Source organism: Sulfitobacter litoralis (assembly GCF_900103185.1).
Classification (GTDB): domain Bacteria; phylum Pseudomonadota; class Alphaproteobacteria; order Rhodobacterales; family Rhodobacteraceae; genus Sulfitobacter; species Sulfitobacter litoralis.
The window spans coordinates 1-13,763 of record NZ_FNJD01000011.1; the positions used below are offsets into that span (position 1 = coordinate 1).

A 13,763-nucleotide genomic window follows, 5' to 3' on the forward strand; every position below is an offset into this window, starting at 1 on the left:
ACAAACCCAAGGCAAAATCGAACGCTGGCACCAGACCATGAAGAACCGGGTTCTGCTGGAAAACTACTACCTGCCAGGCGATCTTGAGCGTCAGATCGGGGCCTTCGTCGAATACTACAACAACCAGCGCTACCACGAGAGCCTGAACAACGTCACGCCAGCCGACGTCTACTTTGGCCGCGACAAAGCCATTCTGAGGGAAAGGGAAAAGATCAAGAAGCAGACAATCCGCCAACGTCGCTTGCAACACCAAAAACAAGCCGCATAATCAACTACACATACGAGCCAGAGCCTCCAATGCTCAAACCGCTCTGATGCCCCATTTTATATGACGACGGACACGTCAAACGCTGCTTCTTTATAATGGAAAATACGCCGAAGCTATCCTATCACCTGTTGCGTTGCTGTTTATCGCACTTACAATTGGTGTAATGGTCCGTGCATTTATGGTATCTCAAAGGAAAGCCGAATGAAGCAGCACGCGCCGATCACCGATCAAACAGACCCCACTCCAATGCTAAAAAAGGCAATGCAGCGCGAGATGGCGATCGAAGGTGCGACTAAAAGGCAAGCGCTACGCGTTGTACTTGTCTGGGCGATCAACAGTGGCACACTACCTGCTGGCTTCCGTCTGCCTACAGAAACAGATTTAGCACGTGGCCTTGGGGTTAGCATAGGAACCGTGCAGACCGCACTGGGGCAGGTGCAAGATCTCGGCCTAATTAAGCGCCGACGGGGCGATGGGACAAGGGTACTTGATAGCTCCGTCTTGCCGTCCAGTATTTGGCATTTCCGAATGCACTCCATTGAGACAGGTAACGTGTTTCGCATTCTTGACCAACGGATTGAAATTGCGAGCACTGACGCATCTGGCCGCTGGTGCGAGCATTTGGGGCATTGTCCAGAATATACGGTGATCCGACGAAGCATAAAGGGAACGGATGGAATGTGTGTGGGCGCGGAGATGATCCTTGACGCTCGATTGGTGCCCGCGGCCAGCATCACGGCACACGCGCTTCGACAATCCAACGTTCGGACGGTTTTGGAGGCCCGCCTCGGGGTGGTCGCAATTCAAGGCAAGCGGCAGGTAACGCTCGGAGGTATCGACCCGAGACAATCAGCGCTTTTCGAATTATCAACAGACGTGCCAATTTTCGAAGTCGAAGCCAGCACATTCCTCACAGACCAACGCCCATTCTACTTTCAGACTTTGTATGTTCCCGCTGACCGTATCGCATTGGAATTTTAGCTTTTCCGAATGTGACGCTCCCCTTCGACCCGAATCGATTTCTGATGGGCGATACGACCAACGTCAGCCTTCAGCCCGCATCTCCGACTTCTTTCTGAGCATAGAAAATGTCCGTAAACGGTATTTCGCAATAAACACTTAATCTTACTCAAAAGATAAAAGTGTTGCGACCTTTAGAAATCACAAGTGAGGACGGGGCCCTTCTATGTACCAATGACCATCATAAAAGGTGCGGTCGTCTCTCTCAACTTGTGATCTTAATGCGCGATGTCAGGTCAAAGGTCGTATGTGAGCGTGGGACACCCAGGTCGTAACCTATTGATTCCCCTTCTACCGCATTCGGTTTTCGTGGGACACCTACTTCCATATTTCATTGGGATATAGTACACTTCTGAGAGGCCCCTACGGGCTGCCACTTGTGCCTTTCCAGCATTAGCATAGACTTATAGGCCTTTGCGCTGCTATTTATCAGCGCGCTTTGAGGCTGGTACCGCCCCTTGTGAGCCCCACACGAGCACTGCGCGAGATGTAATTTTTCGCCCGATTTTCGTGTTTTTCCTGCGCAGTTTCTCTTGCGCCTTGCTACTGCTTTCCCTAAAGAAGCGCTCACAAGTTAAGTGGCCCGTTCGTCTATCGGTTAGGACGTCAGGTTTTCAACCTGAAAAGAGGGGTTCGACTCCCCTACGGGCTGCCACTTGTACTTTCCCCCAATCTATAGTTGCCGCAGTTACTGGCCCACCCGACGGTCGGTTCGGGCCTGCAGTGGCATGGCGCTGCAAGACTGGGCCGCACCAATCATGTCTGACGCCGAGGGCAGCGTGCAAAACGCGGCTTGACGGGTGCCGGAACAACTGTCATCGAAATGCGGTCGGTTTCCTTCGGGAAATAATAGGGAATTCGCCATTCGAGCTTGGTCTTGGATGAACCGAAACTGCCCCCGCAACTGTAGACGGTGAGCTACCTCCATCATGCCACTGGGCCCTTTGGCCCGGGAAGGCGGGGACAGCCGCGATCCGTCAGTCAGGAGACCTGCCGACACTGAACCTGAAACACCGGGCGGGGTTGCTCGGGAGAGGATGATGATGGGACCGAGCCTTACGACACGCGCAGACCACCTAGCGCCCGCGCGCCGTTTTGCTGGCCCCTTCTCTTTCTATTCAAAGACCCCGGCGTCGGACCAACCGGAGCCTTCGACATGACAACCACACGCGCAAAAGCGACATTTACCGGACTGACCCTGATCGCCTCTCTAGCAGGGAGCACCGTGCTGGCGGCAGAAACAACCTATCCGCTGACCATCGATAATTGCGGCCACAGTCTGACCTTTGATAGCGCCCCCGAGGCCACCGTGACCATCGGGCAATCCACGACCGAGATCCTGTATCTTCTGGGCCAGCAGGACCGGATCAAGGGGACGTCGGTCTGGTTCAGCTCTGTCCTGCCAGAATTCAACGAAACCAACGCCGCCATCGACCGGTTGGCCGACAATGACCCCAGCTTTGAAAGCGTTCTGGCCAAACGTCCCGATCTGGTCACCGTCATGTATGAATGGCACGTCGGTCCCGAAGGTATGGTTGGCACCCGCGACAGCTTTCACGAGGTTGGCGTTCCGACCTATGTGATGCCCACCGACTGCGCCGCAAAGGACAATACGGTCGGGGCGGATGGCACGCGATCTGAACTGTTCACCACCCAGCAGCTCTATACCAGCATCGAGGAACTTGCCCGGATCTACAACGCGCAAGATGCCGGTGCCGCCCTGCTGCAAGATCTGCAATCGCGCGAAGCAAAGGCCGTGGCCAAGGCCAAATCGCTGAACCTGCCTCAGGGGACATCAGCGTTGTTCTGGTTCTCAGCGTCGGAAATGGCGGCGGACCCCTATGTCGCCGGCCAGCAGGGTGTGCCCGCCTATATGATGGACAAGCTTGGCGTCGAAAACGTTGTGACCTCGGCCGAGGAATGGCCGCTGGTAGGCTGGGAAACACTGGCGAAATCCGATCCGACTTTCATTGTTCTTGCCAAGATGGACCGTCGCCGCTTTCCGGCCGATGATATCGAGAAAAAGCGCGAATTCCTGATGACTGACCCCGTCGCCCGCGAGATGACCGCCGTGAAAGAGGGCCGGATCATCACCATGGACGCCCATGCGATGGACCCGACCGTGCGCGCGATCTATGCGCTCGAGACGATGGCCGACGCGCTGTCCGGTTTCGATCTGGCCGAATGACCGCAATCGACCGCCCCGTAATGCGCAGACCGCAGTGGCACTGGTGGGTGATTATCCCGCCCGCGCTGTTGGCCGCGCTGCTGTTTGGTGCTGCCATCGGCGAGGTCTCTATCCCGCCGCAGGTGGTGCTGAAAGTGCTGGCCAATAAGGTGCTGAACGCGGGCTATGCGGTCGACAAGATCGACGAAGGCATTGTGTGGAACTACCGCATGGCGCGGGCCGTGGTCGCGATGTGTTGCGGGGCCGGTCTGGCACTGTCAGGCGTCGTGTTGCAGGCGCTGCTGCGCAATGCGTTGGCAGACCCTTATCTGCTGGGCATCTCGGCGGGCGCGTCGACGGGTGCCGTCGCGGTGACCATCCTCGGGCTGGGGGGGGGTGCGATCTCGCTGTCCATCGGGGCCTTCAGCGGGGCGCTTGTGGCCTTTGCCTTTGTCGCCGTGCTGGCGCAGGCGGCGGGGGGCGGCGTCGGGCTGCGGGCAGCGGGTGTGATCGTGCTGGCAGGCATTGCGGGCAGCCAGATGTTCAACGCCCTGACCGCACTGATGATCACCAAATCCGCGAATGCGGAACAGGCCCGCGCCATCATGTTCTGGCTCTTGGGAAACATGTCGGGCGTGCGTTGGCCGGATGTGTTCAGTGCGTTGCCTGCCGCGATGATCGGTCTGCTGGCCTGCCTGTGGCACGCCCGCGCGCTGGATGCCTTTACCTTCGGCAGCGACAGCGCCGCGTCCTTGGGCATTCCGGTGCGCCGCGTGCAGCTGCTGCTGATCGGCACGGCGGCGCTGGTCACGGCGGTGATGGTCTCGGTGGTCGGGGCGATCGGCTTTGTGGGACTGGTGATCCCCCACGCCATGCGCATTGTCGTAGGGCATCGTCACGCGATCCTTGTGCCTGCATCTGCACTGGCTGGAGCGGTATTTTTGGTCTTTGCCGATGTGATTTCGCGGGTGATCGTACCGGGCCAAGTGCTGCCCATTGGCGTCGTTACCGCTTTGGTCGGCGCGCCTGTGTTTGCGCTGATCCTGATTGGCAAAAGGACGTCGCCATGATCCTGTCGTGTCACGAACTGGGCTGGCGGGTGCGCAACCGCGCCATTGTCAACGATGTGTCCTTGTCCTTGCGACCGGGCGAAAAGCTGGGGCTGATCGGGCCGAACGGATCGGGTAAATCCACGCTGCTGCATATGCTTGCCGGTATTCAGAAACCGTCGCGCGGGCGGGTCGAACTGGACGGCGCACCGCTTGCAAAGATGCGCCAGCGCGACATTGCGCAGCGGCTGGCGTTGGTCGAACAACACGCCGACACGGCTGACCGTATCACCGTGCGCCATGCCGTTGAACTGGGCCGCACACCGTGGCTGTCGGCCCTGCGCGGGTGGAGCCATCAGGATGATGCCATCGTGACGCAGGCCTTGGCGGATGTGGACCTGTCGGGCTTTGGCGACCGGCACTGGCATACGCTGTCGGGCGGTGAACAACAGCGCGTACATATCGCGCGTGCCTTGGCACAAAGGCCGCAAGTGCTGCTGCTGGACGAGCCGACGAACCACCTTGATATCCGGCACCAACTGTCGATCCTCGAGCTGATCCAGCGCCTGCCAACCACCGCCATCATCGCGCTGCATGACCTGAACCAAGCCACCCTTTGCGACCGTATCTGCGTGCTGGAAAACGGCACCCTGCGAGCCATTGGCACCCCGTCCGAGATCATGAACGAACCTCTGCTGCGCGAGGTGTTTGGCGTCTGCGGGCATTTCCTTGTAGATCCGGCGGATAACGCGCAGGTGATCCGCTTTCACACGGCGACCCATTAAGCCGCGCAACCTGCACACCATTTGACAACTATCTTATGCATCCGGTCGGGAACCTTCCGCGCTCTCCTTAGGTTTAACCCAAGGATCCTGAAGGAGTAGCGACAGATGACCGATAAAAAGCAGACCCCTCCCACCACCACTGACGCCGGTATTCGCGTTCAAAGCGATGAACATTCGCTGACCGTTGGCCCCGATGGCCCGATCGTGCTGAATGATGCCTATCTTCTTGAACAGATGGCGAATTTTAACCGCGAACGCATTCCAGAGCGTCAGCCCCACGCCAAAGGCTCGGGCGCGTTTGGCACATTCGAAACGACGCAAGACGTGTCGAAATACACGATGGCGAATATCTTTCAGCCCGGCGCGACATGCGATGTGGTGATGCGGTTTTCAACCGTAGCAGGCGAACGCGGCAGCCCTGACACATGGCGCGACCCGCGCGGCTTTTCGGTCAAGATGTACACCGACGAAGGCATCTTTGACATGGTCGGCAACAACACCCCGATCTTCTTTGTACGCGACCCTATCAAGTTCCAGCAATTCATCCGCAGCCAGAAACGCCGCGCCGACAACAACATGCGCGACCACGACATGCAGTGGGACTTCTGGACCCTGTCGCCAGAAAGCGCGCATCAGGTGACCTATCTCATGGGCGACCGCGGTATTCCGAAAAACTGGCGCGAGATGAACGGCTATTCCAGCCACACCTATTCGCTGGTCAATGCCGAGGGCGAGAAATTCTGGGTCAAGTTCCACTTCCACACCGATCAGGGCGACGGCAATGCCTACCTTAGCCAGGAAGAAGCCGACAAGCTGGCGGGGACCAACGGCGATTATCACCGCGCCGATCTGTTCAATAACATCCGCGACGGGAACCACCCCAGCTGGACGCTCATGTGGCAGATCATGCCCTATGAGGATGCCAAGACCTATCGCATCAACCCGTTTGATCTGACCAAGGTCTGGCCGCACGAGGACTACCCGCTGATCGAGGTCGGCAAGCTGACCCTGAACCGCAACCCTACCGATTTCCATACAGAGATCGAACAGGCCGCGTTCGAGCCGAACAATATGGTGCCGGGCGTGGGTCTGTCGCCGGACAAGATGCTGATGGCACGCGGCTTTGCCTATGCTGACGCGCACCGAGCGCGGCTGGGGGTGAACTACAAGCAGATTCCCGTCAACAAGCCCGTGTCACCCACGCATAGCTATTCAAAGGATGGTGCGGGCCGGACTGAAAAGGTTTCTGATCCGGTGTACGCGCCCAACTCCTACGGTGGGCCCTCCGCGCAGCCGCACCAGCATGAGGCTGGCCTGTGGTATTCCGACGGTGAAATGGTGCGTCAGGCCTATACCCTGCGCCCTGATGATGACGACTGGAGCCAGGCTGGCAAGCTTGTCCGCGAGGTCATGGACGCTGACGGCCGCGCGCGTCTGGTGTCGAACGTAGTGGGGCACCTCTGCGACGGTGTCAGTGAAAAGGTGCTCGTCCGCGCCTTTGAATACTGGCGTAATGTCGACAAGGAAACCGGCGACAAGATCGAAGCCGGAGTGCGTGAAAAGCTGGGCGGTGAATCCAAGGCCCCCGGTATGGCGTCAGCGCTAAGCATTGGCGGCAAGTAACACCGACCTATCTATTGCACGCGATCAGCGGGGCCTTATCGGGCCCCGCTTTGCTATGTCTAGTTTCGCTGTGTTATCCGACGGCGATATTGTCGATCAGCCGCACACCGGCCAACCAAGCGGCTGCAAGCAAGCGTGCAGGACGGTCGGGCGTGGTCATCAGTTCCAACCGGTCGGCAGATCGCAAATCAAGGTATTCCACCTGCGTAAATCCCGCGCGTTCAATCCGCTTTACCGCCACCGCGCGCAAGACTTCAAGATTGCCCCCCGCGCGCAGCCCCTCTGACATCTCCTCCATCGCGCGGTGCAATTCTGGTGCCCACGTACGGGCGCGATCCGACAGCATCAGGTTGCGCGACGACATGGCCAACCCGTCTTCTTCGCGAATGGTCGGACAACCGACGACCTCGATCGGTAGGTCCAGATCGCGGGCCAGACGGGTGACCACCTGCAGCTGCTGATAGTCCTTTTCGCCAAAGAACGCCTTGTCGGCTTGGGTCTGGGTGAACAGTTTGGTCACGATGGTCGCAACCCCGTCAAAGTGCCCTGTCCGATGCGCACCGCACAACCCTTGGGTGATGCCATCGACGGATACGGTCGTCGCAAAGCCATCGGGGTACATCTGCGCCCCATCAGGCACGTAAACCACATCCGCCTTCAACGAGATCAGCTTGCGCGCGTCCTCTTCTTCGGTGCGGGGATAGTTCTTGTAATCATCGGGGTTGTTGAACTGCTTAGGGTTGATGAAGATCGTCACGATCACGCGGTCGCAGGCCGCTTTTGCAGCCCGTACGAGGCTCAGGTGCCCCTGATGCAGCGCACCCATCGTGGGCACGACGGCGACGCTTTCGCCCGCGGCTTTCCAGCCGGCGACTTTGCTGCGCAGTTCAACCAGCGTGCGGATAATTTCGGGTGTCATGTTTTAGAAACCTCGTCAGAAAATACATGGTCAGGTCCGGGGAAGGATCGCGCCGTGATCTCGTCGGCATAGGCCTGAACCGCGGCTTTTGCGTCATCGCCCAGATGGGCGTAGCGCTTTACGAATTTCGCCTTGAAGGCGGTGAACAGTCCCAGCATGTCGTCGACCACCAGAATTTGCCCGTCGCATTGCGCGGATGCACCGATGCCGATGGTGGGGATGGCGACGGTTTCGGTGATCTCGTTGGCCAGCGCTTGCGGTACTTTTTCAAGCACCACGGCAAAGGCCCCTGCCCGCGTCACCGCCTGCGCGTCGGCCATCAGCTGCGTGCCTGCCGCGCCGCGCCCCTGCACCTTATAGCCGCCAAGCGTGTGGATCGACTGCGGCGTCAGCCCGATATGCGCCATCACCGGAATGCCCCGCTTGGTCAGAAAAGCTATGGTGTCTTCCATCACCTCACCTCCCTCGAGCTTGACCGCGCCGGCACCGGTTTCACGCATCAAACGCGCCGCGTTTTCAAAGGCTTGCGCCGGGCTTTGTTCATAGCTGCCGAACGGCATATCGATTACCAACATCGACTGTGTCAGCCCGCGCCGCACCGCTTGACCGTGCAGGATCATCATCTCCATCGTGACCTCGAGCGTCGACGGCAGCCCGTGCAGCACCATCCCCACTGAATCCCCCACCAGCACAAAGTCGCAGATGCCATCCATCACCTGTGCCATCGGCGTCGTATAGGCCGTCAGGCTCACCAGCGGAGCCCCCCCTTTTCGAGCCAGAATATCCGTCGGCATCGGGGCAGTCTTGCGGGCTGTTGCGCTCATCTTGGCGGTCCTTTGTATAAGGTACGTCATTGCAATCACTGTGGCGCATGCACAGGCATGGGCCGGCTTGCGCATGCTTCTAGACCAAAACATCGCGGTTGAGGTAGCAAAACCCGAAAGAATTTACGCGTGTCGCAGCGTCAGTCGATTTAATGCTACTCTGACGGGATGGGCGGGACGGTCTGCGCACGGTGTCCCCTAGGTATGGTCAACACCAGCAGGCACACCACGACCAGTCCTACACCGATCCACCCCAAGGCGGGCAAGCGTTCGCCCACAATGACCACGGCCAGCACCGCCGCAACCACCGGTTCAATCAGCGTCAGGGTGGTGGCCGTACTGGCCCGCACCCGTGACAGCCCGTACCCGAAACAGATGTAGCCCAGAAACATCGGCACAAACGCCATATAAAGCCCGACCGCCGCATTGCCCCATGAGGCCAGCAGCGGGCCACCCGTTACGATCAGCACGGGCATGAGAAACATTCCTCCCAGACCAAAGGTCGCGCCCATCACGACAGATGACCGCACGCCACGCAACATCACCGACCGCGCCGTCCAGCTATACAGCGCATAGGTAAAGCCCCCCAGCAGGCCAAGCGCCACGCCAAGCGGGACAGATGAACCGCCCACAGCGCTGTGGCTGCTCCCCTCGGCCAGACAAATCAACACCATCCCCGCAACGCCCGACAGCGCGCCGACGGTCCAGCGCAGGGTCAGCAAGGATCGTTCCATCACATATTCAATAAGAGCGGCAAACAAGGGCGCGGTGCCGATGGTGACGACGGTGCCGATGGTCACCCCCGCCAGCCGCATCGCGCTGTAAAAGGCCAGCGGATAAATCATGACGGCCAAGGCCCCCAGCACAAGAAGCCCGCGGTGCTGCCAAAGTGCGGCGCGGGCCCGCGCAATGCCGCGCAATGCCAGCAAAGCCTGTCCGAGACCGCCAATCCCCATAGCAGCAGCCCCGATGGCAGCCGCGCTGACATCGGGGGCGAAAGTCGCGGCCGTGCCTGTCGTGCCCCAAACGGTACCCGCGAACAGTACCCCCGCGATGCCACGCGCATTACTTTGACCGCCTGCATTGGCCGCGTTTGTCATAGGGTCACACCTACCGTCTTTCAGCCCGCCACGCCCGCGCAATGAAGGCCGCCGGAGTCATAGCGTTATTCAGAGTGCAACCGCGACACGATGCTGCTGGCTGTGACCGTGCCGATCGTCTCTCCGTCTTCGACCACGGGGATCGCCTGTCCATCGTCGCCAATCTTGCCAATCAGTTCCGACACCGGCGTTTCCGCGGCAACGGCCCCGTCCGAGCTGGCGGCCGGTGGCCCCATCACATCGCGTGCCGTCAGCACGCCAAGCGGATTCATATTGGCCACAAACTCCGCGACATATTCTGACGCGGGGTTCGAGAAAATCTCGCGCGGGGTGCCGCATTGCACGATGCGCCCACCTTCCATGATGGCGATGCGCCCGCCGAGCTTGAAGGCTTCGTCCAGATCGTGGCTGACGAAGATGATCGTGCGTTTAAGCTCGCGTTGCAGATCAAGCAGCTCGTCCTGCAAGCGGGTACGGATCAACGGATCAAGGGCAGAGAAAGGCTCGTCCATCAGCAGGATCGGGGCTTCGGTGGCAAAGGCGCGGGCCAGCCCCACACGTTGCTGCATGCCGCCCGACAGCTCGCTGACCTTGCGGTCGGCCCAATCGGCCAGACCGACCAGCTTCAGTTGCGCCTCTGCCCGTTCAAGACGTTCGCGTTTGGGGACATCCGCCAGTTCCAGCCCAAGCGCCACGTTGTCACGCACGGTGCGCCACGGCAACAATCCGAACTGCTGGAAAACCATTGACACACATTCACGGCGCACACGGCGCAGATCAGCGGCAGAGCTTGCGGTGACATCACAGCTCCAGTCGCCATCATGCACCCGCACCGATCCGCGCACCAGCGGGTTCAGCCCGTTGACTGCACGCAGCAAGGTGGACTTGCCCGAGCCGGACAAGCCCATCAGAACAAGGATCTCGCCCTGTTTGACGTCAAGCGTGCAGTTATGCACCCCAAGGATCTGGCCGGTTTCGACCTCGATCTCGGCGCGGTCTTTGCCTGCATCCATCAAGGGCAGCGCCTTGGCCGGCTTCGTGCCGAACACGATGGATACGTTGTCGAATTCAACGGCGTTTGCGGGGTTGTTCATTTGATCGCTCATTTACGTGTCACCCGTAGCATCCGGTCCAGCATGATGGCGACCACCACAATGATCAGCCCCGATTCAAAGCCAAGCCCCGTGTTCACCTGATTAAGCGCCCGCACCACCGGCACGCCCAGACCATCGGCCCCCACGAGGGCGGCGATCACCACCATCGACAGCGACAGCATGATAGTCTGGTTCAGACCGGTCATAATCTGTGGCAACGCATAGGGCAGCTCGATCTTCCACAGGGTCTGGCTGGGCTTCGCGCCAAAGGCCTGCGCGGCCTCGAGCAGCGCCTTGGGGGTCGATGCGATACCAAGCTGCGTCAGCCTGATCGGTGCCGGCAGCACAAAGATCACCGTCGCGATCAGCCCCGGCACCATGCCGATGCCGAAAAAGACAATCGCGGGAATGAGATAGACGAAGGTGGGCAGCGTCTGCATCAGATCGAGCACCGGTGCCATATAGCGATACATCCGCGGGCGGTGCGCCGCGGCGATGCCGATGGGGACGCCGACGCCCATACACACCACACAGGCCGACAGCACCAGCGTCAGGCTTTCGGTCGTTTCCTCCCAATAGTCCTGATTGAGGATGAACAAAAACCCCACCACGATCAGCAACGGGGTTTTCCAGTTGCGCTGGATCGCCCATGTCAGCGCGCCGAAGACGGCGATGATGATCAGCGGATGCGGCGTTTGCAGCACCCAAAGGATTGCGTCAATCAACCACTCCATCGCGACGGCCAGCCCGTCGAACAGCCACCCGGCGTTGATCAGCAACCAATCAAAAATCGCCTCTGCGGCGTCATCAATCGGGATCTTATTGTCGGTGAGCCAGTTCATGGGAACCTCCGGAGGACTGTTATCGTGCGATCATAGCAAAAAGGGCCCGCCCAGTGGCAGGCCCTTTTCACATTTTGTTGGATCAATTACTCGACGATGGTCTTAGCGGCGGCCATCGCGTCGCCACCGTCACGTGTTGTAACGCCGTCCAGCCATGTGTTCAGCACGTCAGGGTTGGCCTTGATCCAGGCCGTTGCAGCATCACGTGGCTCTTCGCCATCATCCAGAATGGCACCCATGATTTCGTTCTCCATGGCGAGCGTGAATTCCAGATTATTCAGCAGCTTGCCGACGTTCGGGCATTCTTCGACGAAACCGGCGCGGGTATTTGTGGCAACTGTCGCACCACCCAGATCGGGCCCAAAGAAGTCGTCGCCGCCTTCAAGATAGGTCAGGTCAAAGTTCGCGTTCATCGGGTGCGGTTCCCAGCCAAGAAAGACGATCGGCTCGCCCTTGGCGGACAGGCGTTTCACCTGCGCTAGCATCCCCTGCTCGGAGGATTCCTTGACCTCGAATTCGGCCAGATCAAAAGCGTTGTCGTCAATCATCGACTGGATCAGACGGTTGCCGTCGTTGCCCGGCTCAATGCCATAAATCTGGCCGTCCAGCGCGTCTGCATTGGCTGCGATATCGGCAAAGGTCTTGATCCCCAGATCGGCGGCGGCTTTGTTCACCGCCAGCGTGTATTTCGCGCCGGTCAGGTTGGTGCGCACGGTGTCAACCGTACCGTCTTCGCGATAAGGCGCGATGTCGGCTTCCATTGTCGGCATCCAATTGCCAAGAAACACATCTACATCGCCCGCAGCCATCGACGTATACGTCACCGGAACGGAAAGGATTTTTACGTCGGTTTCATACCCCAATGCGTCCAGCACAACGGTGGTCGCAGCGGTTGTTGCGGTGATGTCGGTCCAGCCTACGTCGGAAAAAGTGATTTCGTCACAGCTGGCCGCAGCAAGGCTGCTGGCAAGCGACAAGGTAAGCGCGGTGGTTGCTGCAAGGATTTTCATGGCAGAGGAACTCCCGTTATGTTTATTGTTGGTCGCGCAATAGAGCGCTATCGCGCCCTTCGATGCAACCCGATTTCTATAGGACCGCGCGGCATGATGCAGTGCGGACAAGGAGAAAACCAATGATCCGCATGCCCCAATTTCACCGTCCGCTTTACGCAGGTCGCCCCGCGTGAGCGGCGCAAGCCCTGCGTGGATCGGCGTCGATGTCTCAGACGGACATGTGCATTTGTGGGTGCATGATCCCCGTGGTGACGTGCTGGCACAGGCCGACGGGCCAGTTGCCGATTTGCCCGCCGAGGCGGGGTTTGTTGCCGCACTGACCGACCTGCTGTCGCCCTATTTGTCAGATCACCAGCGCTTGCCGGTGATTGTGGCTGGGCTGCCTGCCCTGCCCGCACACAGTCTGAGGCCGGTGCCAGCGCTGCCCGTTGACGGGGTTTTGGGTCTGGATGCCGACGACCCACGCTTGGATTTACGCGCAGTGCCGGGGCTGAAACAGGCCACTCCGCCGCAGATGATGCAAGGCCCCGAAACTGCGATCGCGGGCTACCTGCAAGCACTGCCAGAGTTTGACGGCGTAATCTGTACTCTTGATGCACAGTCTACATGGAGCCACATCAGCGCCCGCGAGGTGGTCAGCTTTCAAACATTCATGACACCGGCGATGGCACTCCAGCTCGGCGGTGCCGCCCCCCTGTCGCAGGCCGTTGCCGGCGGGACGCTGATTGAAGAGACGTTTGACACGGCCGTGAATGACATCATGGCCCGCCCTCAAAGTTTTGGCACCGCCCTTGCCGAGACTTCTGCGCAAGCCGCCCTTGAGGGGGCCAGTCCCGATACAGGCTGGTCGCGGCTGATGGGGGCTCTTATCGGGCTCGAGCTTGCCGGATCGCGCCCCTACTGGCTGGGCCGCGAAGTCGTGATCCTATCGGATAGCCCGCTTTCGGCACTCTATACACGCGCGCTCAAAGCGCAGGGTGTCTTGGCACAAGATGTCTCGCGCAGGGAGCAACTGCGCGCAGGGCTTCAGGTCTGTGCAGAGGCAAGCGTCAACTGACG

The 13,763-nt window shown here is 59.6% G+C and carries 13 protein-coding genes, 1 tRNA gene and 1 riboswitch; of the genes, 8 read left to right on the forward strand and 6 right to left on the reverse strand.

From position 1 onward, the window contains the following. The 7 genes from BLQ98_RS10155 to BLQ98_RS10185 form a co-directional block, all read left to right on the forward strand. Window positions 1-268 (forward strand): integrase core domain-containing protein (locus BLQ98_RS10155; RefSeq protein WP_141135317.1); only part of this gene is annotated, 268 nt, incomplete at its 5' end. 201 nt (window positions 269-469) lie between these two features. Continuing rightward, a complete protein-coding gene (locus tag BLQ98_RS10160; protein ID WP_093733208.1) occupies window positions 470-1,249 on the forward strand; it encodes a GntR family transcriptional regulator in 780 nt (259 codons plus the stop codon). A gap of 619 nt (window positions 1,250-1,868) precedes the next feature. Then, window positions 1,869-1,943 (forward strand) — tRNA-Glu (locus BLQ98_RS10165). A 158-nt stretch (window positions 1,944-2,101) separates the two neighbouring features. Then, window positions 2,102-2,300: riboswitch (cobalamin riboswitch) on the forward strand. Window positions 2,301-2,444: 144 nt separating this feature from the next. Further along, window positions 2,445-3,476 carry an ABC transporter substrate-binding protein gene (locus BLQ98_RS10170; protein WP_093733209.1) on the forward strand — a complete coding sequence of 344 codons (1,032 nt, stop codon included), beginning with the start codon at window positions 2,445-2,447 and terminating at the stop codon, window positions 3,474-3,476. A gap of 20 nt (window positions 3,477-3,496) precedes the next feature. Further along, window positions 3,497-4,525: a FecCD family ABC transporter permease gene (locus tag BLQ98_RS10175; RefSeq protein WP_237272662.1), complete on the forward strand. Its 1,029-nt coding sequence runs from the start codon at window positions 3,497-3,499 to the stop codon at window positions 4,523-4,525. After that, a complete protein-coding gene (locus BLQ98_RS10180; protein WP_093733211.1) occupies window positions 4,522-5,289 on the forward strand; it encodes an ABC transporter ATP-binding protein in 768 nt (255 codons plus the stop codon). Before BLQ98_RS10175 ends, BLQ98_RS10180 begins: the two co-directional genes overlap by 4 nt. A gap of 105 nt (window positions 5,290-5,394) precedes the next feature. Further along, entirely contained in the window at window positions 5,395-6,912 is a 1,518-nt protein-coding gene (locus BLQ98_RS10185) for a catalase (protein WP_093733212.1), read from the forward strand. 73 nt (window positions 6,913-6,985) lie between these two features. Here the strand turns inward: BLQ98_RS10185 and panC are convergent, their stop codons facing one another. The 6 genes from panC to BLQ98_RS10215 form a co-directional block, all read right to left on the reverse strand. Then, on the reverse strand, window positions 6,986-7,831 hold the full coding sequence (panC, locus tag BLQ98_RS10190; protein ID WP_093733213.1) for a pantoate--beta-alanine ligase: 846 nt from the start codon (window positions 7,829-7,831) through the stop codon (window positions 6,986-6,988). Continuing rightward, window positions 7,828-8,655: a 3-methyl-2-oxobutanoate hydroxymethyltransferase gene (gene panB, locus BLQ98_RS10195; protein ID WP_093733214.1), complete on the reverse strand. Its 828-nt coding sequence runs from the start codon at window positions 8,653-8,655 to the stop codon at window positions 7,828-7,830. Before panB ends, panC begins: the two co-directional genes overlap by 4 nt. Window positions 8,656-8,810: 155 nt before the next feature. Then, complete coding sequence (locus BLQ98_RS10200) at window positions 8,811-9,755, reverse strand: DMT family transporter (protein WP_093733215.1); 945 nt, start codon at window positions 9,753-9,755, stop codon at window positions 8,811-8,813. Between the two features lie 65 nt (window positions 9,756-9,820). Further along, a complete protein-coding gene (choV, locus tag BLQ98_RS10205) occupies window positions 9,821-10,861 on the reverse strand; it encodes a choline ABC transporter ATP-binding protein (RefSeq protein WP_093733216.1) in 1,041 nt (346 codons plus the stop codon). Next, window positions 10,858-11,691: a choline ABC transporter permease subunit gene (gene choW / locus BLQ98_RS10210; RefSeq protein ID WP_093733217.1), complete on the reverse strand. Its 834-nt coding sequence runs from the start codon at window positions 11,689-11,691 to the stop codon at window positions 10,858-10,860. The genes choV and choW overlap by 4 nt, the downstream gene beginning before the upstream one ends. An 86-nt stretch (window positions 11,692-11,777) precedes the next feature. After that, a complete protein-coding gene (locus BLQ98_RS10215; protein ID WP_093733218.1) occupies window positions 11,778-12,701 on the reverse strand; it encodes a choline ABC transporter substrate-binding protein in 924 nt (307 codons plus the stop codon). Window positions 12,702-12,873: 172 nt separating this feature from the next. On the opposite strand from BLQ98_RS10215, the gene BLQ98_RS10220 reads away from it, so the two are divergent. Further along, window positions 12,874-13,761, forward strand: coding sequence for a 2-dehydro-3-deoxygalactonokinase (locus tag BLQ98_RS10220; protein WP_093733219.1), 888 nt, complete (start codon window positions 12,874-12,876; stop codon window positions 13,759-13,761). Window positions 13,762-13,763: the final 2 nt, after the last annotated feature.

Bases quoted from the DNA above. Each gene is read 5' to 3' on its own strand.
- BLQ98_RS10170 (WP_093733209.1), top strand. From the start codon at position 2,445: ATGACAACCACACGCGCAAAAGCGACATTTACCGGACTGACCCTGATC.
- panB (WP_093733214.1), bottom strand. From the start codon at position 8,655: ATGAGCGCAACAGCCCGCAAGACTGCCCCGATGCCGACGGATATTCTG.
- BLQ98_RS10185 (WP_093733212.1), top strand. From the start codon at position 5,395: ATGACCGATAAAAAGCAGACCCCTCCCACCACCACTGACGCCGGTATT.
- BLQ98_RS10160 (WP_093733208.1), top strand. From the start codon at position 470: ATGAAGCAGCACGCGCCGATCACCGATCAAACAGACCCCACTCCAATG.
- choW (WP_093733217.1), bottom strand. From the start codon at position 11,691: ATGAACTGGCTCACCGACAATAAGATCCCGATTGATGACGCCGCAGAG.
- choV (WP_093733216.1), bottom strand. From the start codon at position 10,861: ATGAGCGATCAAATGAACAACCCCGCAAACGCCGTTGAATTCGACAAC.
- BLQ98_RS10200 (WP_093733215.1), bottom strand. From the start codon at position 9,755: ATGACAAACGCGGCCAATGCAGGCGGTCAAAGTAATGCGCGTGGCATC.
- BLQ98_RS10180 (WP_093733211.1), top strand. From the start codon at position 4,522: ATGATCCTGTCGTGTCACGAACTGGGCTGGCGGGTGCGCAACCGCGCC.
- panC (WP_093733213.1), bottom strand. From the start codon at position 7,831: ATGACACCCGAAATTATCCGCACGCTGGTTGAACTGCGCAGCAAAGTC.
- BLQ98_RS10215 (WP_093733218.1), bottom strand. From the start codon at position 12,701: ATGAAAATCCTTGCAGCAACCACCGCGCTTACCTTGTCGCTTGCCAGC.
- BLQ98_RS10175 (WP_237272662.1), top strand. From the start codon at position 3,497: ATGCGCAGACCGCAGTGGCACTGGTGGGTGATTATCCCGCCCGCGCTG.